At 71.8% G+C, this 25,101-nt stretch carries 17 protein-coding genes and 1 tRNA gene; 11 read left to right on the plus strand and 7 right to left on the minus strand.

The genetic code is table 11. The features are described from left to right. Nucleotide 1 precedes the first annotated feature (1 nt). From ACFY4A_RS15405 to ACFY4A_RS15455, 11 genes are all read left to right on the plus strand, one after another. Entirely contained in the window at nt 2-826 is an 825-nt protein-coding gene (locus ACFY4A_RS15405; RefSeq protein ID WP_390829933.1) for an MlaE family ABC transporter permease, read from the plus strand. A 20-nt stretch (nt 827-846) separates the two neighbouring features. Then, nucleotides 847-2,094 (plus strand): MCE family protein, encoded by a 1,248-nt coding sequence (locus tag ACFY4A_RS15410; RefSeq protein WP_390829935.1) that lies wholly within the window; start codon nt 847-849, stop codon nt 2,092-2,094. Next, nucleotides 2,091-3,131, plus strand: a complete 1,041-nt coding sequence (locus tag ACFY4A_RS15415) for an MCE family protein (RefSeq protein WP_390829936.1) — start codon at nt 2,091-2,093, stop codon at nt 3,129-3,131. Before ACFY4A_RS15410 ends, ACFY4A_RS15415 begins: the two co-directional genes overlap by 4 nt. Beyond that, the gene (locus ACFY4A_RS15420; RefSeq protein WP_390829937.1) at nt 3,128-4,327 is read left to right on the plus strand and encodes an MCE family protein; all 1,200 of its coding nucleotides are present in this window, start codon (nt 3,128-3,130) and stop codon (nt 4,325-4,327) included. The genes ACFY4A_RS15415 and ACFY4A_RS15420 overlap by 4 nt, the downstream gene beginning before the upstream one ends. Continuing rightward, on the plus strand, nt 4,324-5,433 hold the full coding sequence (locus tag ACFY4A_RS15425; RefSeq protein WP_390829938.1) for an MCE family protein: 1,110 nt from the start codon (nt 4,324-4,326) through the stop codon (nt 5,431-5,433). Before ACFY4A_RS15420 ends, ACFY4A_RS15425 begins: the two co-directional genes overlap by 4 nt. After that, nucleotides 5,430-6,722 carry an MCE family protein gene (locus ACFY4A_RS15430; protein ID WP_390829939.1) on the plus strand — a complete coding sequence of 431 codons (1,293 nt, stop codon included), beginning with the start codon at nt 5,430-5,432 and terminating at the stop codon, nt 6,720-6,722. The genes ACFY4A_RS15425 and ACFY4A_RS15430 overlap by 4 nt, the downstream gene beginning before the upstream one ends. Beyond that, entirely contained in the window at nt 6,719-7,993 is a 1,275-nt protein-coding gene (locus ACFY4A_RS15435; RefSeq protein ID WP_390829940.1) for an MCE family protein, read from the plus strand. The genes ACFY4A_RS15430 and ACFY4A_RS15435 overlap by 4 nt, the downstream gene beginning before the upstream one ends. A gap of 11 nt (nt 7,994-8,004) precedes the next feature. Next, nucleotides 8,005-8,478, plus strand: coding sequence for a hypothetical protein (locus ACFY4A_RS15440; RefSeq protein ID WP_260328226.1), 474 nt, complete (start codon nt 8,005-8,007; stop codon nt 8,476-8,478). A gap of 34 nt (nt 8,479-8,512) precedes the next feature. Next, nucleotides 8,513-9,271: a hypothetical protein gene (locus tag ACFY4A_RS15445; RefSeq protein ID WP_390829941.1), complete on the plus strand. Its 759-nt coding sequence runs from the start codon at nt 8,513-8,515 to the stop codon at nt 9,269-9,271. Nucleotides 9,272-9,934: 663 nt separating this feature from the next. Next, entirely contained in the window at nt 9,935-11,653 is a 1,719-nt protein-coding gene (locus tag ACFY4A_RS15450) for a sialidase family protein (protein WP_390829942.1), read from the plus strand. Continuing rightward, nucleotides 11,654-12,157, plus strand: a complete 504-nt coding sequence (locus ACFY4A_RS15455) for a hypothetical protein (RefSeq protein ID WP_390829943.1) — start codon at nt 11,654-11,656, stop codon at nt 12,155-12,157. Between the two features lie 568 nt (nt 12,158-12,725). Here the strand turns inward: ACFY4A_RS15455 and ACFY4A_RS15460 are convergent. From ACFY4A_RS15460 to ACFY4A_RS15490, 7 genes are all read right to left on the minus strand, one after another. Next, nucleotides 12,726-12,799, minus strand: a tRNA-Thr gene (locus ACFY4A_RS15460). Nucleotides 12,800-12,917: 118 nt separating this feature from the next. Further along, on the minus strand, nt 12,918-14,537 hold the full coding sequence (locus ACFY4A_RS15465; protein WP_390829944.1) for an alpha/beta hydrolase: 1,620 nt from the start codon (nt 14,535-14,537) through the stop codon (nt 12,918-12,920). Nucleotides 14,538-14,635: 98 nt separating this feature from the next. Continuing rightward, nucleotides 14,636-15,841 carry a DNA polymerase III subunit delta' gene (locus tag ACFY4A_RS15470; RefSeq protein ID WP_390829945.1) on the minus strand — a complete coding sequence of 402 codons (1,206 nt, stop codon included), beginning with the start codon at nt 15,839-15,841 and terminating at the stop codon, nt 14,636-14,638. Nucleotides 15,842-16,485: 644 nt separating this feature from the next. Then, the gene (gene tmk / locus ACFY4A_RS15475) at nt 16,486-19,785 is read right to left on the minus strand and encodes a dTMP kinase (RefSeq protein WP_390829946.1); all 3,300 of its coding nucleotides are present in this window, start codon (nt 19,783-19,785) and stop codon (nt 16,486-16,488) included. A 124-nt stretch (nt 19,786-19,909) separates the two neighbouring features. Beyond that, nucleotides 19,910-22,744, minus strand: a complete 2,835-nt coding sequence (topA, locus tag ACFY4A_RS15480; protein WP_390829947.1) for a type I DNA topoisomerase — start codon at nt 22,742-22,744, stop codon at nt 19,910-19,912. A 248-nt stretch (nt 22,745-22,992) separates the two neighbouring features. Next, nucleotides 22,993-23,190 carry a hypothetical protein gene (locus ACFY4A_RS15485; protein ID WP_390829948.1) on the minus strand — a complete coding sequence of 66 codons (198 nt, stop codon included), beginning with the start codon at nt 23,188-23,190 and terminating at the stop codon, nt 22,993-22,995. 336 nt (nt 23,191-23,526) lie between these two features. After that, nucleotides 23,527-25,071 (minus strand): methyltransferase, encoded by a 1,545-nt coding sequence (locus tag ACFY4A_RS15490; protein ID WP_390829949.1) that lies wholly within the window; start codon nt 25,069-25,071, stop codon nt 23,527-23,529. Nucleotides 25,072-25,101 lie beyond the last annotated feature (30 nt).

Genomic DNA, 25,101 nt, shown 5'->3' on the forward strand with positions numbered 1-25,101 from the left:
GATGAGACCGCAACAACTCCTCGATCGCCCCTTGCGCTCACTCGAAGAGCTGGGCACCCAACTGTCCTTCTACGGACGCTCGTTGGCTTGGACGGGCCGGACCCTGCGCCGCTACAAGAAGGAGATCCTGCGGCTGCTCGCCGAGGTGAGCTTCGGACGCGGCGCGCTCGCCGTCGTCGGCGGCACGGTCGGCGTGATCGCGTTCCTGTCCTTCTTCACCGGCACCGAGGTCGGCCTCCAGGGCTACGCGGCCCTCAACCAGCTCGGCACCTCCAACTTCGTGGCGTTCCTGTCGGCGTACTTCAACACCCGGGAGATCGCCCCGCTGGTGGCCGGACTCGCCCTGTCCGCGACGGTCGGCGCCGGGTTCACCGCGCAGCTCGGTGCGATGCGGATCAGCGAGGAGACCGACGCGCTGGAGGTGATGGGCGTCCCGTCGCTGCCGTTCCTGGTGACGACGCGGATGATCGCCGGCTTCGTCGCGGTGATCCCGCTGTACGTGATCGGGCTGCTGTCCTCGTACCTGGCCGCCCGCACCATCACCACCGGCTACTACGGGCAGTCGACCGGCACGTACGACCACTACTTCCACCAGTACCTGCCGCCCGTCGACGTCTTCTGGTCCTTCGGCAAGGTGATCGTCTTCGCCCTGCTGATCATCCTGGTGCACTGCTACTACGGCTACCACGCGACCGGCGGCCCGGCCGGTGTCGGCGTCGCGGTGGGCCGGGCGGTGCGGACCTCGATCGTCGCCATCAACGTCCTGGACTTCTTCCTGAGCCTCGCGATCTGGGGCGCCAACACGACGGTACGGATAGCGGGGTGAGAGCGGTGCGCACGCACAGAATGAGACTCAGGCTGTACGGCATCGCGTTCCTCGCCGTGCTCGCGCTGCTGCTGTCGCTCGCGGTGGCCGTCTATCAGCAGGCGTTCACCTCCGTCGTGCCCATCACCCTGGAGGCCGACACCCTCGGCAACCAGCTCGATCCACGCGCCGACGTCAAGCTGCGCGGGCTGCTGGTCGGTGAGGTGCGCGAGGTGCACGCCGACGGCACGAAGGCGACCCTCGACATCGCGCTCAAGCCGCAGTACGTGTCGTACATCCCCTCGGACGTGCACGCGCGGCTGCTGCCCAAGACGCTGTTCGGCGAGAAGTACGTCGACCTGGTCGCTCCCGCCGGCGCCGCGCACGCGTCGGCTCGGCCCATCCGTGCGGGCGACGTCATCACCCAGGACCGCACGAAGGTCGGCATCGAGGTGCAGCAGCTGATGAACGACCTGCTGCCGCTGCTGCGCACGGTCCGGCCGGGTGAACTCAACGCCACGCTCTCGGCGTTCTCCACCGCACTGGAGGGCCGCGGCGACCGGATCGGCGACAACCTCACCCGGCTCGAGGGCTATCTGCGCCGCCTCAACCCGCACATGCCCTCCCTCAAGCAGGACATCACGCGGTTCGCGGATGTCGCCGAGGTGTACGGCGACGCCGCGCCCGACCTGATGCGGATCCTGCGCAACACGGTCACCACCAGCCGGACGATCGTCGAGAAGAGGGACCGGTTGGCCTCGGCTCTGCGCGCGACCGCCTCCATGGCGGGTACGGCGAACGACTTCCTGTCCGAGAACGGCGACCGGCTGATCACCCTGGGCCGGGTCTCCCGCCCCACGCTGGAGCTGTTCGCCCGCTACTCCCCCGAGTACCCGTGCCTGTTCCAGGGCCTGGTCCGGCAGGAGAAGGTGTCGCAGGACGCGTTCCGGGGCGGCCAGATGCGGATCACCCTCGAGGTCGTCCGGCCGCAGGGGGCGTACCGGCCCGGTGAGGAGCCGGTGTACGGCGAGCGGTCCGGCCCGAACTGCCACGGCCTGCCGCATCCGCAGGTGCCCGGGCCGAAGCCCCATCTCGACGACGGCACGTCGGCCGGAGGTTCCGGCGGCGCACTCCCCGGAGGTGCCGACGTGTCCGCCACCCGGGCCGAGCAGCGGGCCGTCGGCTCGCTCGTGGGCCCCGTCATGGGCGTCCCCATGGACGAGGTGCCGCCCGTGGCGACCCTGCTGTTCGGGCCGCTCGCGCGCGGAACGGCGGTGAGTGTCACATGAGCAGGTCAGGAGCCCGGCAGACCGCCGCCCCGCTGGTCAAGTTCAGCCTCTTCGCGCTGGTCACGATCGCGGCGACGGCGCTGCTCGCCGCCACCGTCGTCAACGTCTCCTTCACCCCCAAGGACACCTATCACGCGGTGTTCACCGACGTCACCGGACTGGAGACCGGCGACGACATCCGGGTGGCCGGAGTGCGGGTAGGAGAGGTCGAGGGCATCCGGATCAAGGACCGGACGCTGGCGGAGGTCACGTTCACCGTCAGCGCGGACCGGCCGCTGCTCGCCGGGACCCACGCGGTCGTCCGCTACCGCAACCTGGTCGGGCAGCGGTACATCGCACTCACCGAGGGCACAGGCGACGTCACCGCCAGACTGCGGCCGGGCGGCACCATCCCGCTGTCCCGGACCCGGCCGGCACTGGACCTCAACGCCCTACTGAACGGCTTCAAGCCGCTGTTCGCCGCGCTCAGCCCGAGCGACGTCAACCAGCTCGCCACCGAGATCGTCCAGACCCTCCAGGGCGAGGGCGGCACGGTGAACAGCCTGCTCGCGCACACGGCCTCGCTCACCAGCACCCTCGCCGACCGCGACAAGCTGATCGGATCGGTGATCGACAACCTCAACACCGTCCTGGAGACGCTCGACAAGCGCGGCGCCCGCTTCTCCGGGCTGCTCACGCAGCTGCGCCGGGTGGTCTCGGGGCTGTCCGCCGACCGCAAGCCCATCGGGGAGTCGCTGGTGAGCATCGGCGACCTCACGGACGTCACGTCGGGGCTGCTGAAGGACGCGCGTCCACCGCTGAAGGACGACATCGCCGGGCTCGGCGATCTCACCGGAACGCTGAACAAGAACGAGAACACCGTGGAGGGCGTCCTGAAGCGGCTGCCGAACAAGCTCGAGAAGCTGACGGGGACCGCCTCGTACGGCTCGTGGTTCAACTTCTACCTCTGCGACTTCGACGGCCGGATCGTGCTGCCGAAGACCAAGCAGGTGATCACCCCGGAGCTGCACGTGGCGCGGGCGAGGTGTGGCGGATGAGCATGCGCATCAGGCGGCGCATCGTCCGCCGCCCTGAGCCGCTGGTGAGGGTCCGGGTCCTGCCGCCGAAGCTGCCGAAACTCCCCACGCTGCTGCCGAAGCGCAAATCCCGCCCCGAACCCCTCGTGAAGGTGCGCGTCCTGCCGCCGAAGCTGCCCAGGATCCGGTTCAAGCGGCCACGCCTGAAGCCCTTCCGCGTGGGGGAACCTCCCACGCCTTTCAGGCAGTGGGGGAGCAACCCGGTCGTCGTCGGGGCCGTCGGCCTCACCGTCCTCGCGCTGCTCACCTTTGCCGCCTTCAACGCCGGCAGCCTGCCGCTGATCGGCGGCGGCGACACCTACAGCGCGGCCTTCTCCGAGGCCGGCGGGCTCAAGCCGGGCGACGAGGTACGGATCGCCGGGGTCAAGGTCGGCAAGGTCGAGGGCGTCGACCTGGACGGCGACCACGTCAAGGTGACCTTCAAAGTGAAGGGCCACCCGGCGTTCGGTACCGACACGGGTGCGTCGATCCGTGTCAAGACGATCCTCGGCGCGAAGTACCTGGCCCTGCACCCGAAGGGGCCCGGCCAGTTGAAGCCGGGCAGCGAGATCCCGCTTAGGCGGACCGTGTCGGCGTACGACGTCGTCCAGGCCTTCAGCGACCTGACGACCACCATCGAGGAGGTCGACACGGACCGGCTCGCGAAGGCACTGGACACGATCTCCGTCACCTTCCAGGACTCCCCCGAGGAGGTGCGGGCGTCGATCAAGGGGCTGTCGCGGATCTCCCGGACCGTCGCCGCCCGTGACAAGGCGCTGCGCGGGCTTCTCGACCATGCGAACGGAGTCACCGAGGTGCTGGCCGGTCACACGAAGGACTTCTCCGCTCTGGTGAAGGACGGTGACGCCCTGTTCAAGGAGATCGGCAAGCGGCGCGCGGCGATCCACAAGCTGCTCAAGAGCTCCGCGCTGCTGGGCATCGAGCTGTCCGGCCTGGTCGACGACAACAGCAAGGAGATCGGGCCCGCGCTGAAGAACCTCAACACCTTCGTGACGATGCTCGAACGCAACCAGGCGAGCCTCGACCGCGGCGTCCGGCTGCTCGCCCCGTACGTACGGCTCTTCACCAACACCCTCGGCAACGGCCGCTGGTTCGACTCCTACGTCCAGAACCTGGTCGCCGCCCCGGTCACGCCACGGACGGGAGGCACCCGATGACCCGCAGACTCCTGGCCCTGTTCACCGCGCTCGCGATCGTCGTCGGCCTCGCCGTCGTCCTCTGGCCGGGCCCCGGCCCCGTCCGCGTCACGGCGTACTTCCCGCGCACCGTCGGCATCTACCCCGGCTCCGACGTCCGCGTCCTCGGCGTCCGCATCGGCGAGGTCAGGAAGATCACGCCGGAGGGCGACCGGGTACGGGTGGAGCTGGAATACGACCGGGACCGCAAGGTCCCCGCCGACGCACAGGCCGCTATCGTCAACTCCTCGGTGGTCAGCGACCGTTACGTGCAGCTGCTGCCGGTGTACCGCAAGGGCGCGGTGCTGCGGGACGGAGACGTCGTCCCCGAGTCCCGTACGGCCGTCCCCGTCGAGCTGGACCGGATCTTCGACAGCCTGCACACCACCGCCGAGGCGCTCGGCCCGAACGGCGCCAACAAGAAGGGCTCGCTGTCCCGGCTGCTCGGAGTGAGCGCGGACAACCTCCAGGGGCAGGGCGAGAACCTCAACCAGACGGTGGAGGACCTGTCCCAGGCGGTCACCACGCTGTCCGACGGGCGCGGCCACCTGTTCGGGACCGTGCGGAACCTCCAGGTGTTGACGGCCGCGCTGGCGGCGGACGACGCCAGCGTGCGGTCGTTCAACACCGACCTCGCCGACGTGGCCGGGCAGCTCGCCGGGGAGCGCAAAGACCTCGCGGCCGCGCTGAAGTACCTGGCCGCCGCACTCGGCGACGTGTCCGACTTCGTGAAGGGCAACAAGAAGGCGCTGACCTCGGACGTGAAGGGCCTGGCCAAGGTCACCAAGGTCCTCGTCACCCAACGGGGCGCTCTGGAAGAGCTGTTGACCGTCGCCCCCACGGGCCTGTCGAACCTGCAGAACGCCTACAACCCCGCCGCCGGCACCCTCGACACCCGCAACAACGCGCAAGCCCCGCAGGACATGTCATCCCTGCTCTGCTCGATCCTGAAGACGACCGGCGACGACCACGACAACTGTGCCGGGCTGAAGAAGCTCTTCGACTCCCTGCCCAAGGTTCCGTCGGCCCCGGCGTCGACGGGCACGGTCGACAAGACCCTCGGCGGAATTCTGGGAGCACCGGCATGAGCGTGCAGCGCAAGGGGCGGGTGGCCGCCTGGACGGCGGTCGGCTCGCTGCTGCTGACCGGCTGCGAGTTCAACGGCTGGTACGACGTCCCGCTCCCCGGCGGCGCCGCCTCGGACGGTCACGCCTACCACGTCACCGTCGAGTTCCGGGACGTCCTGGACCTCGTGCCGCAGTCGGCGGTCAAGGTCAACAACGTCACCGTCGGCACGGTCGAGAAGGTGGAACTGGACGGCTGGCACGCCCGCGTGCGGCTCAGGATCGCCGACTCGGTGAAGCTGCCCGGCAACGCGGTCGCCGATCTGAGGCAGACCAGCATGCTCGGCGAGAAGTACGTCGCCCTGTCCGCGCCGGCCGGCACGCGCCCCGTCGGACGGCTCCGCGACGGCGACCGCATCCCGCTGTCCCGCAGCGGCCGCAACCCGGAGGTCGAGGAGGTGCTGTCGGCCCTGTCCGCGCTGCTCAACGGCGGCGGGGTGGCCCAGCTGAAGACAATCACCGTCGAGTTGAACAAGGCCCTCAGCGGCCGTGAGGACCGGGTCAGGTCCCTGCTGAAGCAGCTCGACACGTTCCTCGGCGGCCTCGACGACCAGCGGGCGGAGATCGTGCGCGCGCTGAAGGGCGTCGACCGGCTCGCAAAGCGGCTGAAGAAGGAGAAGAAGACGATCGCCCTGGCCGTCGGCACCATGCCGCCCGCCCTGAAGGCCCTCGCCGACCAGCGCAAGGACCTAACGAAGATGCTCACCGCCCTGTCCAGGCTCGGCAAGACCGGCACCAAGGTGGTGAACGCCTCCCACGACGACACCGTCGCCAACCTGAAGAAGCTCCAGCCCATCCTGCAGGAGCTGAACAAGGCGGGCGACGACCTGCCCAACTCCCTCGAAATCCTCACCACTTACCCGTTCCCGCGCAACGCGACGGACGCCGTCAAGGGCGACTACGTCAACCTGAAGATCACCGCCGACCTCGACCTGGCGGACCTCTACGGCAACGTCACCGGCAAGCCGGGCAAGGGCGGGAAGTCCCCGGCCCCCGGGACACCGCATCTTCCCGGCGTCCCCACCCCCGTCCCTCTCCCGTCCGCCCCGTCCCTGCCGGGCGCCCCATCCGTGCCGTCCGTGCCCTCCGTGCCCTCCGCGCCCGCCGTGCCGTCGACGCCCTCCGACGGCAGCACCCTGCTGTGCCCGCCGGTGTGCACCGCTGCCTACGGCACCGGGGGCGGCTCGCGTCGCCTCCCGCCGGGGGTCGATCCCGGCCTCGCCGAGCTGATGCTGAAGGGGATACTGCCGTGATCACACGTACGGTCAGGGCCCAGCTGCTCGCCTTCGCGACCGTCACCGCCCTCGGGGTGTCGTACGTCGGCGCCCGGTACACGGGCCTGGTGGACGACGTCCTGCACCGCGGGTACACCGTGCGCGCCGACTTCGCCGAGTCCGGAGGCGTCTTCCCCGGCGCCGAGGTCACCTACCGGGGGGTGCCAGTGGGCCGCGTGGGCGATCTGCGGCTGACCGGGTCCGGGGTCTCGGTGGCGCTGAAGATCGAGGACGGCGCCCCGAAGATCCCGGCCGACACGCTCGCGGTGGTCGCCGACCGTTCGGCGGTGGGCGAGCAGTACGTCGACCTCCAGCCACGGCGGTCGGGCGGGCCGTACCTCATGGACGGCAGCCCGATCCCGCGCAGTCGCACCCGGACCCCGCTGCCGGTCACCGACCTGGTCCTCGGCCTCGACCGGCTGGTCAACTCGGTCGGCAAGGACGATCTGCGGGTCACCGTCGACGAGCTGGGCAAGGCGTTCGCCGGCACCGGACCGAACCTGAGCCGGCTGGTGGACTCCGGCGACGCGCTGGTGGAGTCGGCATCCGAGTCGCTCCCCCAGACGGTCTCGCTGATCGAGGACTCGCGGAAGGTGCTCAAGACACAGGCCGACCAGGGCTCGGCCATCAAGTCGTTCTCCCGCGACCTGGCCACGCTCACCGGGCAGTTGAAGTCGAGCGACGGCGATCTGCGCAGGCTGATCGGCAACACCGCGCCCGCCGCCCAGCAGTTGGACTCCCTGCTGAAGTCCACCCGGCCGCACGTGCCGGTCCTGCTGGCCAACCTCGTCAGCGGCGGCCAGATCACCCTGGCCCGGCTGCCCGGCGTCGAACAGGCCCTGGTCACCCTCCCGCTCACGGTCGCGGGCAGCTACACGGTCGTCCCCGGCGACGGCACCACCCACTTCGGGCTGACCGTGAACGCCGACGACCCTCCCGCGTGCACCCAGGGCTACGGCACCCAGCGGCGCGACCCCGCCGACACCGGCACGCGCCCGGCGAACACCGACGCGCGCTGCACGGTACCGCGCGGCAGCAAGACCTCGGTGCGCGGAGCGCAGAACGCGCCCGGCGCGACGACCGGTCGGTACAGCACCGACCAGGCCGCGTTCGTGGCCCCGTACGACCCGGAGACCGGCACCGTGACCGGCCCGGACGGAACGCCCGTCGAGATCGGCTCGACGGGCGGGGAACAGACCGTGTTCGGAAAGGAGTCGTGGCAATGGCTGCTCGTGGGACCGATGGTGTGAGAGGCGGACGCATGAGGCTGCTGTCGGCGGGGCTCGTCGCCGCGACCGTGTTGACGACCGTGCTGTGTGTCTGGCTGGGCCTGAAGCTGTCCGACCAGCGCGCGGCGGAACAGCGCCGTCAGGACATCCTGGCGGCGGCCCGCCAGTCGGCGCTGAGCTTCACCTCGCTCGACTACCGGCACTACGACCGGGACAGCGGCAATGTGCTGAAGGGCGCCACCGGCGAGTTCAAGAAGGAGTTCGCCGCGCAGACCGCACAGCTGACGAAGCTGGTCGCGCAGAACAAGTCGGTGTCCGAGGGGCAGGTCCTGGAGGCGGGCATCGTGCGGTCCGACGCGCGCTCGGCCCGGGTCCTGGTCGTGGCCGACAGCAAGGTGACCAACACCGCCGCGCCCGAGGGCCAGGCGCGCACCTACCGGCTCCAGCTCGACCTCGCGCGCGTGGCCGGCCGCTGGCTGACCTCCGACGTCGCGTTCGTGGGCTGACCCACCCGTGAGGCCATCGATGAGAAGAGACACCGTGGCGAACCCGACCTCCCGCACCCGCGGCACCGGCTCACCGGCCCGCCGCACCATGACTGCGGCCGCCCGCGCGGCAGCCAAGCGCGCCGGGCGGCCCGCGCGCCCGGAGCGCGGTGCCCGCCAGGAAGAGCAGACTCCCTCCGGGCGCACCCTGCTCGTCGAGCCCCCCGCGAACGGCTTGGAGGACCCGCCGGAACTCGAGTCGCCCGAGTCGTTCGAGGGAGAGCAGGAGGACGGCACGCCCCCGCGCAAGGCCGGGCGGAGCGTGCTCACCGCGGTGCTGGGCGTCGTCCTCGTGGCGGCCCTGGTCGCGGCCGCCGTACTCGGGTGGCGGTACCGGCAGGGGCGGCAGGCGGAGCAGGCCCGCGACGAGGCCCTCGCGGCCGCGCGGAAGGCGGCGCCGGTCGTGCTGTCGTACGACTACCGGCACCTGGACCGGGACTTCTCCCGGGCCCGCGCCCTGCTGACCGGGCACTTCCGCGACCAGTACGGCAAGACCACGAAGGCGGTGGTCGCGCCGACCGCGACGAAGTACCACGGCGTGGTGAAGGCGACCGTGGCCACACCCGCCGACGGCGGCGCCCCGACGGTCTCCGTCGTGTCGGCCACAACGGACCGGGTCGTCGTCCTGCTCTTCGTCAACCAGGTCACCCAGAGCACTCAGGTCCCGGAGCCCCGGCTGGACCTGAACCGGGTGCGTATGACGCTCACCCGCACCTCCGACGGCTGGAAGGTGAGTGGCGTCGACGCCCTCTGACCAGGCCTCCGTAAGTGCCCTCGCGCAGTCGCGCGGGGGCACTGCTTCGTGGGGAATGGGGTGCGGCCCGAAGGGGATGGCGGGCTTCACGGCGGTCGAGCTGTGGTGGCCCTGGGCGACTTCCCCGCCCCCGAGCAAGTTACCTCACCGACTCCTGCTGACCTCCCTCAGCAGGGCGGTCGGCGAGGCGTGATCCAGTCCCACTACGCCGATGAACTGCGGTGCCCAGCAGGGCACGACCGGTGCGGCGGACAATGCCGTCGCCACGCGCTGAGACCGGGCGCGGACATCTCCTGACGTCCTGACGCAACCACGGTCTCCCGCCCTGCCTTCGTGCCAGCCGCAGCGGTACATCATCCGCAGGAACGATGGTTTGACCCGCGTCAAGCCTTGTTGGACAGTCCCTTCCGGTCCGGTGCACCCCGCGCGCACCGTCCGGCCCGTTTCGAAAAGAGTTCGGTTTCTCGCGACGGACGCCGCCTGCCTCCCCGTAGAGCAGACGAAGGCATCACCCGTACCGCCACACACCACCCTTCGTCCGACTCGCGAACCCACGAGGTATCTGTGGCTCTCCTCTCCGCACTCCGTCTTCACCGCCACCCGCGGTCGCGGGGGCGTCTCGCCGTCGGGTTGCTGGCGCTCGTCGCCGGAACCCTGCCGAGTGTGGCTGCCGACGCCGCCACCCCGCCCTCAGGATCGGTCAGCGACACCGCGCCCACGACCACGTGGAGCGCCGGTCCCTTCGCCGTCCCGAACGTCTCCGGCACTGCCGGGACGGTGAGCTGCGGGAATGCGCAACCCTGCGACGACTACGCCCTGAAGGTGTCGGTGCCCGCGGGCTACGACGCCGGTCACAGCCTGCGCATCGACGTCAGATGGCCGGACTCCGCCGCCGACTTCGACCTGTACGTCCTCGATTCGGACGGCCGAGAGGTGGCCGCCTCGGCCTCTTCCAGCGACCCCGAGACCGTGCTGCTTCCGGCGGTGTCGGCGTCGTACACCGTGCGCGTGGTGCCGTACGCGCCGCTCGGCGACAGCTTCACCGGCACCGCGAGCCTGATCACCGCTCCGGCCGATCCGCCGCCGAGTACGGCCACACCGCCGACGTACGCGAACTCCTGGGCGCCCGACGGCATCGCGGACGCGCACAACGCCGGTGAACCCTCGATCGGCGTCGACCGTGCGAGCGGCGCCGCGATGTTCCAGGCGTACACGTCGACGCTCAAGGTCACCTACGACAGTGCCGGTGCCGCCACATGGCAAGACAAGAGTGCGAGCGCGGCCAACGGCTGCCCCCAGGGCAGCACCACCAGCCTCGACCCGATCCTGTTCACCGACCCGGTCACCCACCGCACCTTCGAGTCGCAGCTCGCCGGCAAGACCGCCCTGACCTGCTACACCGACGACGACGGTGAAACGTGGACGCCGACGGGCGGCTCGGGCATCAACTCCGGTGTGGACCACCAGACCATCGGCGGCGGCCCCTTCGCCACGGGCGGTCCAGGCGCCGTCACGTCGTACCCGAACGCCGTCTACTACTGCTCCCAGGACATCGCCGACGCATCCTGCGCGGTCAGCCGGGACGGCGGTCTGACGTACGGGCCCGCCGTTCCGATGTACTCGCTGCTGGACTGCGGCGGCCTGCACGGGCATGTGAAGGTGGCCCCGGACGGCACGGTGTACGTGCCCAACAAGGGCTGCGGTGGCCATCAGGCCGTGGCCGTCTCCGAGGACAACGGGCTGACGTGGACCGTCCGCGAGAACCCGTCGAGCACCCCCGGTGACTCGGACCCGAGCGTGGGGATCGGGGCCGGCGGGACCGTCTACATGGGCTACCAGAACAGCAACGGCACACCGCGTATCGCTGTCAGCCACGACAAGGGCAAGACGTGGCTGTACGACCAGAACGTCGGCGCGGCCCTCGGCATCAAGAACATCGTCTTCCCGGCCGTGACCGCGGGCGACGACAACCGCGCCGCCATCGCCTTCCTCGGCACCACCACGGGCGGCAACTACCAGGACACGGCCGGCTTCAAGGGCGTGTGGCACCTGTATGTGGCCACCACCTACGACGGCGGCCAGTCCTGGGTCACCGCCGACGCCACCCCCACCGACCCCGTCCAGAAGGGGTCGATCTGCACGGGCGGCACCACCTGCGGCAAGGACCGCAATCTCCTGGACTTCATCGACGTCACCATCGACGCCCAGGGCCGCGTGCTCGCCGCCTACGCCGACGGCTGCACCGGCACCTGCGCGACCGGAGGTGCGCAGAACTACGACGCGCTGGCCTCCATCGCCCGCCAGTCCTCCGGCAACACGCTGTACGGCGCGTACGACGCCGTGGTCCGCGGCAAGCACAAGAAGCCCGAAGGCAGCCACTAGATGAAGCCGTCGCTCTCGGCTGCCGTACTGGCAGGAGCCGTCCTCAGCCTGGCCGCGGTCACCGGATGCTCGGCGGCGAGCAAGCACGCCGAGCGCCCGGGGGCGACGCCGTACGCGGCGGAGCAGGCAACCGATCCGCCGGCCGGGAACGCGGCCGGTGCCGCGCCCGGCGGCTGTCCCACTGCCGCCTCACTGCCGCTCCCCAAGGACTTCCCGGAGAACCTGCCGGTGCCCGACGGCGCGGTCGTGACCTCGGTGGAGCACCGCACCGGCGGCCGGCTCGTCGTCGCCACCGTCGTACGGGGCGGCTTCGACACCACCCTGGCGTTCCTGCACAAGCAGCTCCCCGAGGCCGGCTACATCCATGAGGAGGGCGAAGTGGAGGAGGACGACGCCGAGTCGAACTTCTCCTCCACGACCGTCCGGGGCCGCTGGACCCTGCGGAAGATGTCCGACTGCGAGGGAGGGGTATACCTGACGTACCTGACGTCTGCCGTCTCCTGAACCCGGCTCGGGCGAGCGCTCTTCCCGGCCGGTGAAACCGCAAGAGGGCCACCTTTCGTGACGAGCGGCACCACGTGCGCCGTCGACCGAAGGGTGGCCCCTCGGCCTGGAAGACACCTGGTGAACGGGTGCACCGCGAGTCTGACTGGCCGGCCTGCCGCAGGAGGGTGAGGCGGCAGACCCGGACCAACACCACGGCCGGCTGGCTCTGGCCGAAGTTCGGCCGGCTACTTCTCCCCGACCTCCGGAGCAGGAGCGACGCCCGTTGGGCACGACGCCCCCAGTTCGTCCCGAATGGGTCACTTGGCTTGCCCCCCGTCCCACCGGGCTCCTACTGCCCCTGGCGGCCCGCTCCCTCATCGACGCCCTCGCCCACGACCGCTCCATCACCCGGGCATTGCTCGGCATGACGGCGCAGGTCCTGGCCCTGGACGACGGCCTCAAGCGCATCGACAGGCAGATACTGGCCGTTTCAGGGCGCTCGAACGGGCAAATGGTTTAGACCAGAAGTCGCTCAAGGAAACAACAAAAGACCAGGTCACGCGCTACGCGACCTGGTCTTCAGCGGAGCCGCTTTCGGGATTCGAACCCGAGACCTACGCATTACGAGTGCGTTGCTCTGGCCATCTGAGCTAAAGCGGCACGTTGCCGCACCATGGTGCGATCGGCAACGTCGGTAAGTCTACACAGTTTCCGGGGGTGCTTCGCACACGCCCCGGGGGCGCCCCTGGGGCCGGGGCGCCGGGGCCGGGCGCGGTGGTTACGAGCAGTGCTTTCCGTTCGCCGGAGGGGTGCCCTGGAGAAGATAGGTGTTGATCTCGGAGTCGATGCAGCGGCTGCCGCGGCGATAGGCGGTGTGGCCGTCGCCGTCGTAGGTCAGCAGGCGGGCCGAGGTGAGCTGGCGGGACAGGGACTGCGCCCAGCGGTAGGGGGTCGCCGGGTCGCGGGTGGTGCCGACGATCACGATGGGGGCCGCGCCCCTGGCTTCGATGCGGTGGGGCTGGCCGGTGGACTTCACCGGCCAGTACGCGCAGTTCAGCGTGTTCCAGGCGAGGCCGCGGCCGAAGACGGGGGAGGCCTTCTCGAAGGCGGGGAGGGACTTCTCCACCTCCTCGGGCGCGGTGAAGGGGGCCGGCAGATCCAGGCAGTTCACGGCCGCGTTGGCGTACATCAGGTTGGAGTAGTGGCCGCCGGAGTCGCGTTCGTAGTAGCTGTCGGCGAGGGCCAGCAGGGCGGCGCCGTCGCTCTGCTTCATCGCCGACGTGAGCGCCGCGCGCAGTTGCGGCCAGGCCGCCTGGTCGTACATCGCCGCGATCACCCCGAAGGTGGCGAGGGACTCGCCGAGGCGGCGGCCGCCGGCGTCACCGGCGGGGATCGGGTGGGCGTCGAGTCTGCGGAAGAAGGCGGCGAGCTGGTCGCCGACCTGCTTCGGCGTCGCGCCGCGGCCGCCGAGCGAGCAGTCGCTCTGCCGTACGCAGTCCTTCGCGAACGACTGGAAGGCCGCGTCGAACCCCGCCGTCTGGTCCAGGTTCGTCTGACGTGCCGACAGCGAGGGGTCCAGGGCTCCGTCCAGGACCAGGCGGCCGACGCGGTCCGGGAACAGGCCTGCGTACGTGGCTCCCAGGAACGTCCCGTACGAGGCGCCGACGTAGTTCAGCTTTCCGTCGCCCAGCACCGCGCGCAGGATGTCCATGTCACGTGCCGCCCCCACGGTGGAGACGTGCCGCAGCAGACGGGCGGCGCGCGCGCCGCAGCCCTCCGCGAACTTGCGGTACGCGGCGACGAGCGCGTCCGTCTCCTTGCGGTCGTCGGGAGTGAAGTCGGTCTGCGTGTACGTGTCCATGTCCCGGTCGTCGAGGCACTGCACGGACTCGCTGCGGGAGACCCCGCGCGGGTCCATCGCGACCAGGTCGTAGCGGGCGCGGATCTCGTCCGGGTACCCGGCACCGGCGAAGCGCTGGAGATAGGCGACGGCCGAGCCGCCCGGCCCGCCCGGGTTCAGCAGGAGTGAGCCGAGCCGCTTGCCCGGACCGGACGCCTTCTTGCGGGCCACGGCCAGCCGGACGTCGCCCGCACCGGGCCGCTCGTAGTCGAGCGGCGCCTTGACCGTCGCGCACTCGAAGCCGGACACTCCGCAGCTGCGCCAGGCCGGCTTCTGCTCGTAGTACGGCGACAGGGCGGGCGGCGTGGCCCGCGGCAGCGCGGCCAGCGCCGCGTCCGCCGCGGGTTCGGTCCGGCGCTGCGTGGTGCCGGGGGAACAGGCCGAGACCAGCAGGGCGGCGGCCGCGAGGAGGGCGCCGCCCGCGCGGGCCGCGCGGAGGGGGGTTCGGGGCCGGGGGCCTCTGCTGCTGTTCGGACGAAGGGCGCGCCTGATGTGCATCCAGCGAGCGTAACTCTACGCGATCGAATGAGTGCGTTACGTGCGGAACGTGCCTCGTACGAGTGAGGCCGTCGACGCCGGTGTCCTCGGTGTCCTCGTCAGCCCGCCCTCAGGGCCATAGTCATCGCCTCCACCGCCAGGAGCGGGGCCACGTTGCGGTCGAGGGCGTCGCGGCAGGCGGCGATCGCCTCTATGCGGCGCAGGGTGGACTCGGGCGTGCCGCCGCGGGCGAGGCGCTCCAGGGTGTCCTCGACGTCCGCGTTGGCGATGGCCACGCGGGAGCCGAGCTGGAGAGCCAGGACGTCTCGATAGAGGCCGGTGAGGTCGGTCAGGGCGAGGTCGAGGCTGTCGCGCTGGGTGCGGGTGCGGCGGCGCTTCTGCTTGTCCTCCAGGTCCTTCATCACGCCCGCCGTACCACGGGGCAGCCGGCCGCCCTGGGCCGCGCCCAGCGCCGCCTTCAGTTCCTCGGCCTCCTTGGCGTCCGTCTCCTCCGCGAGCGCCTTGGCGTCGTCCGCCGCCGCGTCGACGAGTTCCTGGGCCGCCCTGAGGCAGCCGCCTATCTCGTCCACGCGGAGTGGGAGCTTCAGGACGGCGGCCCGGCGTTCGCGTGCGGCCGGGTCGGTGGCCAGGCGGCGGGCCCGGTCGATGTGGCCCTGGGTGGCACGGGCCGCGGCGGCCGCGGCGGCGGGTTCGACGCCTTCCCGGCGCACGAGCATGTCGGCGACGGCGTCCACCGACGGTGTCCGCAGGTTCACGTGGCGGCAGCGGGAGCGGATCGTGGGCAGGACGTCCTCGACCGAGGGGGCGCACAGCAGCCAGACCGTGCGCGGGGCGGGCTCCTCGACGGCCTTCAGCACGGCATTGGCGGACTTCTCGTTCAGCCGCTCGGCGTCCTCGACGAGGATCACCTGCCAGCGGCCGTTCGCCGGGGCGGTGAACGACTTGCGCACGGTGTCCCGCATGTCGTCGGCGAGGATCTGCGTGCCCACGGCGGCGACCGTGTTCACGTCGGCGTGGGTGCCGACCAGCGCCGTATGACAGCCGTCGCAGAAGCCGCAGCCGGGGGCGCCGCCGAGGGCGCGGTCGGGGCTCACGCACTGGAGGGCGGCGGAGAAGGCCCGCGCCGTCCGCGTGATCCCCGCGCCGGGCGGTCCCGTGAACAGCCACGCGTGCGTCATCTTCGACGCCTCCGGCGGTGGCGCGCCCGTGGCGGCCGCGGTGACCAGGGCGTCGGCGTCCCGGGCCGCGGCGCTCAGCTGCTCGCTGACCTTCTCCTGCCCGACGAGGTCGTCCCACACGCTCATGGGTCACGCCGCCCTTTCGTCATGGTTCATGATGCGAGATCCATTGTGCGGCGCACCACTGACAACACGGCGGGGGTCTCCGGTGCGCCCCACGCCGACCGCCTCCGGCGTGCGGGGCGGCACCTTTCGGCACGGGTCCGGTCCCGGCCTCCCCGGCCGAGACGGGGTCCGGCCCCAAGCCCTCCGGTCGACACGGAGGCCGGCCCGGCCACCCCTGCCGGCGCGGGACCCGGCCCGGCCACTCTTGCTCGCAGAGATCCAATCCCGGCCACTCCTGCCGGCACGGGACCCGGCCCCAAGCCCTCCGGTCGACACGGCGGGACCCGGCCCGGCCACTCCTGCTCGCAGAGATCCAATCCCGGCCACCCCTGCCGGCACGGGACCCGGCCCCAGGCCCCTCCGCTCGGCACAGGGTCCAGTCTCTGCGTTGCCGGGCTGACGGGAGCAGCGGTCCGGCACACAGACGGGAGGGGCGCCGAATGCCGACGCGCGAATCGGCAGCTCCCGCGCACCGGACCCGCCCGCCTCCGATCCGCCCCGCCTCCGGACCCGGCCAGTCCCGGGACCCGACCCCTCTCCGGTGCGGGGCCCGATCCGACCTCCGGCAGGCCCACCGGCGACCCCATCGGCCCCTGTCCCGCGGCTCAGCGCCGCCGGCCCCGTCCCCGGCCGCCCTCGCCGTCGTCGAACCCCTGGCCGTCCTCACGCGGGCCCAGCAACTCGTCCGCCAGCGTCGGCAGATCGTCGAGCGGCGTCTCCTCGGCCCAGTCCGGCCGCGGCCGCCGCCGGGCAACTGCCTCGGCGTCGACCTGGGGCAGCTCCCGCGTACGGTCGTCGCTCTGGTCGGGCCACGCGCCCGGCGACCGCTCGTCCCGCTCGTCCCGGAAGAAGCCGGGCGGAACCCGGTCCGTGGGGTCCTCCCCGCGCACCGGAGGCAGGACCGCCGTCTCGTCCGCGGCCCCCGGCGTGAAAGCCGGCAGTACGGCGGTCTCGTCCGCGGCCCCCGGCGGAACCATGGGCTGCGGCAGCTCCGCGGTCACCTCGGACTCGGTCTCACCCGCCGTCCGCGGCCCCGACTCCGCCGATCCGCGCGACGTCCCGCGGGAGTCCTCCCCACGGGAGGTCCCGACCGAGCCCCGGCCCGAGTCCTGCCCCGAGCCATCGCCCGAAGACTCGTCGCTCCCCCGCTCGCCCCGCACCGGCGGCAGCACCGCCGTCTCATCCGCGGGTCCGCCCGACGCGTTCGTCGGCGTCACCACCGGCGTCGGCACGGTCACCGCCTCCGGCGGCACCGCCGCGGCCGCGGGCTCCGTGGACCGGCGCGGACCGGCCTGCGCGGTGGCCGCGGCCTGCTCCGCCGCCCGCCGGGCCTCCTCGGCCCGCAGCAGGGCCTCCTCCGCCTTGCGCTGCTTCTCCAGCCGCCGCGCCTCAGCCTCGGCACGCAGCCGCTCCTCCTCCTCGGCCTGCCGGCGCCGCTGCTCCTCCTCGGCCTTGCGGCGCGCCTCGGCCTCCGCCCGTGCCCGCTCCTCCGCGAGCAGCCGGGCCTGTTCCTCCTCGGCCTTGCGCCGGGCCTCCTCGGCGCGCTGCCGGGCCTCCTCGGCCTGCCGCTCGGCCTCGCGCCGCTGCGCCTCCTCCAGCTCGCGCCGCTTGCGCTCCTCCTCCTCGGCGCGCAGCCGCGCCAGCTGCTCCTGGCGCTCGCGCTCCAGGCGCTCCTCCTCGGCCCTGCGCCGGGCCTCTTCCTCGGCCTTGCGGCGCGCCTCCTCCTCGGCCTTCTTCCGCGCTTCCTCCTGCGCCTTCAGCTCGGCCTCGGACAGCGGCAGCATCTGGTCGAGCCGGTGCCGGACGACCGTGGTCACCGCCTCGGGCTCCTGCCCGGCGTCCACCACGAGGTAACGGCCGGGGTCGGCGGCGGCCAGCGCCAGGAAACCGGACCGCACGCGCGCGTGGAACTCGGCCGGCTCCGACTCCAGGCGGTCGGGCGCCTCCGTGAACCGTTCACGGGCGGTCTCCGGCGAAACGTCCAGCAGGACCGTCAGATGCGGCACCAGCCCGTTCGTCGCCCAGCGGGAGATCCGCGCGATCTCCGTCGGGGACAGGTCGCGGCCCGCGCCCTGGTAGGCGACGGAGGAGTCGATGTACCGGTCGGTGATCACCACGGCGCCCCGCTTCAGCGCGGGCCGTACGACCGTGTCGACGTGCTCCGCGCGGTCGGCGGCGTACAGCAGCGCCTCCGCGCGGTGGGACAGGCCCTGCGAGGACACGTCCAGCAGGATCGAGCGCAGGCGCTTGCCCACGGGAGTGGCGCCCGGCTCGCGGGTGAGGACGACCTCGTGGCCCTTGGACCTGATCCAGTCGGCGAGCGCCTCGGCCTGCGTGGACTTGCCGGCGCCGTCGCCGCCCTCCAGGGCGATGAAGAACCCGGACTCCGCGGGGGCCGTCACCGGGTCGTCGCCGCCCCGCAGGGCATCGACGAGGTCCTGCCGCAGGGGTACGCCGGAGCGGTCGTCGACCTTGGCGAGGACCAGCGCGGCCACCGGCAGCAGCAGCGCGCCGACCAGCATCAGCGTGAACGCGGCGCCGCCGTGCGCGAACACGAACCGGCCTTCCTCCAGCCGGTGCGGGCCGATCCCGGCGGCGACCACGGGGGCGAGCACCGCACCGAGCGCCACGAAGACCCGTACCACCGCGTGCAGGTGCTCGGTCATGCGCGGCTTGCGGTAGTCCTCGGCCTCCTGGTCGAGCAGCGTGTGCCCGGTGTTGGCGGCGGCGCCCGCGCTCACCCCGGCCAGCGCGAGGATCAGCAGGACCGTGGTGACGTCGGGGACCAGCCCGGCGGCGAGCAGGGCGACACCGGTGAGGGCGGTCGTCAGGGCCAGCAGCCGCCGCCGCGACAGGGAGACCAGCGCCTTCGGCGCCGTACGGATGCCGACGGCGACCCCGCCGGTCAGGGCGAGCACCGCCAGCCCGTACAGCACCGGGCCGCCGCGCAGGTCCGTGGCGTGCAGCACGCAGACGGCGACCGCGGCGGCGATCGCCCCGGCGACGGACGCGCAGGCGAGCACGAGCAGCGGCACGGCGCCCGTGCGGCCCTTGTCGACACCGGTGCCCGTCTTGGGGCGGCGCAGCCCCTCCAGCGGCGAGCGCGGGCGGGGGGTGCGCGTGCCGGGCAGTTCCAGGTGGGTCAGCACGGACAGGGACGCGGCGAACAGGCCGGCCGCGACGTACGCGCCGAGGGCCGCCTGGTGCTGGTCGAACCAGGCCACGCCGGTGCCCAGGAGGTTGTTGAGCAGGGAGGCGGCGACCAGGGCTGCGGCCCCCAGCGGGACTGCCAGGAAGGTGGTCCGCAGCGACAGTCGGCGCAGGGCGTCCATGTGGTCCGGCAGCGGGCGCACCGTGGCGCCCTCCGGGGGCGGGGCGGGCAGCAGCGCGGGGGCCGCGCTCTCCCTGCACACGCTCCAGAAACGCTCGGCGACCCCCGTCACGAAGACGGTGACCAGGAGGAGGGGCAGGGCGTCGTTCGGCGTCCAGTCGATCCACAGCGGCGCGACGATCAGCAGGGCGGCGCGCAGACCGTCGGCGCCGACCATGGTCCAGCGCCGGTCGAGCGGTCCCTCCTGCGAGGTGAGAGAGGTGAGCGGGCCGAGGAGGACCGCGCCGAAGAGCAGCGTCGCCAGGATGCGTGCTCCGAAGACCGTCGCCACTGCGAAGGCCACGCCCCGGTAGCCGCCGCCGAAGGGGCCTGCGGCGACCGCCGCCTGGAGGGCGAGGACGACCAGGACCAGGAGCGCGAGGGTGTCCCCGACACCTCCCACCAGTTGGGCGCTCCACAGCCGCCGCAACTGCGGCCGGCGCAGCAGGGCGCGGACGGCGCGCTCGCGGGAATCGGCCATGAGAGCGTCGTCGGGTGCGGAGGTGTGGGCCGTTGGCTGCTCGGCTCGCGTCATGCGTTCAGCCTATCGGGACGCACCGACAGCACGGAGTGACCGTCCGGAGGTGCGCACGCCCCGACACCAAAGTGATGCCGGGGCGTGCCTTTCGCAAAGGAGCCGTGAGGGATCCGCCGCGCGATCAGTCCTCCGCCGCCTTGGCTGCCGTCGCCTTCGCGGTGGTCTTCTTCGCGGTGGTCTTCTTGGCGGCCGTCTTCTTGGCGGTGGTCGTCTTCTTGGCCGCGGTCTTCTTCGCGGCCGTGGACGCCGTCTTCTTCGCCGTCGTCTTCTTGGCGGCGGCCTTCTTCGCGGTCTTCTTGGCCGGGCCCTTCGCCCGCTTCTCCGCGAGGAGCTCGAAACCGCGCTCCGGGGTGATCGCCTCGACGCTGTCGCCGGAGCGCAGGGTCGCGTTGGTCTCGCCGTCGGTGACGTACGGGCCGAAGCGGCCGTCCTTCACCACGACCGGCTTGCCGCTGACCGGGTCCTCGCCGAGCTCCTTCAGCGGCGGCTTGGCGGCCGCGCGGCCCCGCTGCTTGGGCTGGGCGTAGATCGCCTGCGCCTCCTCGAGCGTGATCGTGAAGATCTGGTCCTCGGACTGGAGCGAGCGCGAGTCCGTGCCCTTCTTCAGGTACGGGCCGTAGCGGCCGTTCTGCGCGGTGATCTCCTGGCCGTCGGCGTCGGTGCCGACGACGCGCGGCAGCGACATGAGCTTCAGGGCGTCGTCCAGGGTGACGGTGTCCACGGACATCGACTTGAACAGCGAGGCCGTACGGGGCTTGACCGCGTTCTTGCCGGTCTTCGGGGTGCCCTCGGGGAGCACCTCGGTGACGTAGGGGCCGTAGCGGCCGTCCTTGGCGACGATCGTGTGACCGGTGGCCGGGTCGGTGCCCAGCTCGAAGTCGCCGCTCGGCCTGGCGAGCAGTTCCTCGGCGAACTCGACGGACAGCTCGTCCGGGGCCAGGTCGGCCGCGATGTCGGCGCGCTGGTGGGTGTCGCTCCCCTTCTCACCGCGCTCGATGTACGGGCCGAAGCGCCCGACCCGCAGCACGATGTCGTTGCCCACGGGGAACGACGACACCTCGCGCGCGTCGATCGCGCCCAGGTCGGTCACCAGCTCCTTGAGCCCGCCGAGGTGATCCCCGTCGCCGTTGCCGGCCTCGGCGGCGCCGCCGTTGTCGGTGCCCTCGCCGAAGTAGAAGCGCTTCAGCCACGGCACGGCCTTCGCCTCACCGCGCGCGATGCGGTCGAGGTCGTCCTCCATCTTGGCGGTGAAGTCGTAGTCGACGAGCCGCCCGAAGTGCTTCTCCAGGAGATTGACCACGGCGAAGGACAGGAAGGACGGCACCAGGGCCGTGCCCTTCTTGAAGACGTAGCCGCGGTCGAGGATCGTGCCGATGATCGACGCGTACGTCGACGGGCGGCCGATCTCGCGCTCTTCCAGCTCCTTGACCAGGCTGGCCTCGGTGTAGCGGGCCGGGGGCTTGGTGGCGTGGCCGTCGACTGTGATCTCCCTGGCCGTGAGCGCGTCGCCCTCGCCGACCTGGGGCAGCCGGCGCTCGCGGTCGTCGAGCTCGGCGTTGGGGTCGTCGGCGCCCTCGACGTACGCCTTGAGGAAGCCGTGGAAGGTGATCGTCTTGCCGGACGCGCTGAACTCGACGTCCCGGCCGTCGGCCGCGGCGCCGCCGATCCTCACGGTCACGCTGTTCCCGGTCGCGTCCTTCATCTGGGAGGCGACCGTCCGCTTCCAGATCAGCTCGTAGAGCTTGAACTGGTCGCCGGTCAGGCCGGTCTCGGCGGGCGTGCGGAAACGATCACCCGAAGGACGGATCGCCTCGTGCGCCTCCTGCGCGTTCTTGACCTTCCCGGCGTACGTACGGGGCTGCGGCGGCAGGTAGTCGGCGCCGTACAGGTGGGTGACCTGGGCGCGGGCGGCGGAGATCGCCGTGTCGCTCAGGGTCGTGGAGTCCGTACGCATGTACGTGATGTAGCCGTTCTCGTACAGCTTCTGCGCGATCTGCATGGTCGCCTTCGCGCCGAAGCCGAGCTTGCGGCTGGCCTCCTGCTGGAGCGTCGTCGTACGGAACGGGGCGTACGGCGAGCGGCGGTACGGCTTGGACTCGACCGACCGGACGGAGAAGCTGGTGCTCTCCAGGGCCGCGGCCAGGGCGCGGGCGGCGGCCTCGTCGAGGTGGAGGGTGCTCGGGGTCCTGAGCCGGCCCAGGGAGTCGAAGTCGCGGCCCTGCGCGACCCGCCTGCCGTCGACGGTCTGCAGCCGGGCGACCAGTGCCGACGGGTCGCTCGGGTCACCTGCCCGGCCGGTCGCGAAGGTGCCGGTCAGATCCCAGTACTCGGCGGAACGGAACGCCATGCGCTCGCGCTCCCGCTCGACCACGAGCCGCGTCGCGACGGACTGGACCCGGCCCGCCGAAAGCCGCGGCATGACCTTCTTCCACAGCACGGGAGAGACCTCGTAGCCGTAGAGGCGGTCGAGGATGCGCCGGGTCTCCTGGGCGTCGACCAGCCGCTGGTTGAGCTGGCGCGGGTTGGCGACCGCCTCCCGGATGGCGTCCTTGGTGATCTCGTGGAAGACCATCCGCTTGACCGGGATCTTCGGCTTGAGCACCTCCTGAAGGTGCCAGGCGATGGCCTCGCCCTCGCGGTCCTCATCGGTGGCGAGGAAGAGCTCGTCGGATTCCTTCAGCAGATCCTTGAGCTTCTTGACCTGGGCCCTCTTGTCCGCGTTGACGACATAGATCGGCTGGAAGTCGTGTTCCACGTCCACACCGAGGCGGCGGACCTCACCGGTGTACTTCTCGGGGACCTCCGCGGCACCGTTGGGAAGGTCGCGGATGTGCCCGACGCTCGCCTCGACGGTGTAGCCGGGGCCGAGGTAGCCCTTGATCGTCTTCGCCTTGGCAGGCGACTCGACGATGACGAGTCGGCGGCCGCCCTGTGCGGTCTCGCTGGTCGGGGACAACTTCGCTCTTCTCTCCGGTCGACGCTGGGGCCTCCCCAGGCCTTGATTTCCCGGGGGTCGGGGGGTGGTGACGCTGCGGAGTGTGACGGTACATCCCGCCCCCGTGTCAAACGGGAAAAGCCCGCAACGGCCACTCGAACGGTAACCCGACTACCCCCCTTCCTGCCGCCCGGAGTGCTCACCAGGCCGTTCGGGCTGATGCGGAAGGTGATTTCTCAGTTACGGAGACCGGACGGGTGCGGCGGCTGTCACAGCCGCCCGAAGCACCACACGCCGGCGGTCAGGGCGGTCACGGCGGCCAGGGTCGCGACGGTCGCCGACGCGGTGCGGGCCAGACCGAGGGCGACGGGTTCCCGGTGCCGGAGCCGGACCGCCGTCCATCCCAGCAAAGCCGCTCCGAACAGGGAGAACACCGTTCCCGCGAAGATCGCCGGCCCGCTCTCCATGTACGTCCTTTCCCATCCCCGGATGCCTCGGTACGGGAGGCTGCCACCCGCGGGCGACGACGACGCCAACCTGCGGTGAACACGAGTCGGCCCACGCCCGGGGCGGCGCTCCGACCGCCGCTGCGAGGTGACGGGAATCAAGCTCTCCGCTTTTTTCCGGCGTTTTCCCGCCCGACCCCCGGCAAAGATCAAAAACGTTGGCCCGAGCCCCGTCGAAACGACCCACAGGCCCCGAAAACGACGGAAACTCGCCCCCGCCCCCTCAGCCCCGGAAGGCCCGGAGGCCACCCCAGGAGCACAGGCCTCATCGGTCGCGTGAACGGGCCACTGCACCGGTCACTGAGCAGGCTCCTCCGCCGATTCCTGCGCCGGCTCGATGAAACCCTGTTCCACCAGCAGGCGGATCTGGGCCGGTGTGCGGTCACGCAGGAGGAGGGGGTTCTCGCCCATCAGCTGGGCGATGGCGTCCAGGATGCGGCCGGCGCTCAGCGTGCCGTCGCAGACACCGGCGAAGCCGGCGCCCACCGTGTCCACCGTGATGGCCCGGCGCATCCCGCGGTTCTGGCGCAGCACGACATGCTCGGGATCCTCGGCGCCGGGCAGTCCGACCTGCTCCTGGACCACCTCGCGCACGAGCCGGAAGTGACCGTCGAGCAGGGCCGCGTCGTCGTGGCCCCGCAGATAGTCGACGCGGGCGAAGTGCGCCCGGACGGTGTCGCCGAGCGGCTGTTCCACCGGGTGCGGCCACTCCTCCACGGTGATCGAGGGCGTCGCGGATCCCGTCCTGCGCAGTGTGATCCAGCCGAAGCCCACGGCCCTGACCTTGCGCGCCTCGAACTCCTCCAGCCAGGCGTCGTACCGTGCCTGGTACTCCGCGGCGTCGCCGCGGTGGTCGCCCGCGTCCCTCAGCCACAGTTCGGCGTACTGCGTGACGTCCTGCACCTCGCGCTGCACGATCCACGCGTCGCACCCGCGGGGCACCCATGACCTGAGCCTGTCCTGCCAGTCCTCCCCTTCGACGTGCTGCCAGTTGGCGAGGAACTGCGCGAACCCGCCCTCGTTCAGCCGCTCCCCCGCCTGCTGAACGAGCGTGCGGCACAGATCGTCCCCGCCCATCCCGCCGTCGCGGTACGTCAGCCGGGCGCCCGGGGAGATCACGAAGGGCGGGTTCGACACGATCAGGTCGAACCGCTCGTCGTCGCGGACCGGCTCGAACAGCGAGCCCTGGCGCAGATCGGCGGCCCGCGCGCCGGACAGCGCCAGCGTCAGGGCGGTGATGTGCAGCGCGCGCGGGTTGACGTCGGTGGCGGTCACGCGCGTGGCGTGCCGGCCGGCGTGCAGCGCCTGGATGCCGGAGCCGGTGCCGAGGTCGAGCGCGGAGCCGACCGGCGCGCGGACCGTGATGCCGGCCAGGGTCGTGGAGGCGCCGCCGACACCGAGGACGACGCCCTCGTCGCGGCTGCCGATCCCGCCCGCGCCGCCGACCGCGCAGCCCAGGTCGGACACGATGAACCAGTCCTCGCCGTCGAGTCCGCCGTACGGCCGGACATCCACGGTCGCGGCGACCTCGTCGGTGCCGATGCGCACCAGCCAGCCGGTCTCCAGGCACGCTTCGGCGGGCAGGACGCCCGCCACTCGCGCGTACGGCACCGGCTGCTGGAGCAGGAACAGCCGGACCAGCAGTTCCAGCGGCGTGTCGCCGCGCGTGGCCCGGAGCGCGGGAACGGTCTCGCTGCGCGCCAGCGCCGCGTACGCGGGCGCGCCGAGCAGTTCGAGCAGTCCGTCGGCGGTGAAGGAGGCGCCGAGCAGGGCGTCCCGGAGCCGGGCGGCGACGTCCGGTCGGTCGGAGGCGGGCAGTGCGGGCAGGCTGGTGTCACTCACGCCCCCATTGTGTCGGCTCACTCCGACAGC

This window comes from Streptomyces sp. NPDC001292 (genome assembly GCF_042896465.1).
Lineage (GTDB): Bacteria > Actinomycetota > Actinomycetes > Streptomycetales > Streptomycetaceae > Streptomyces.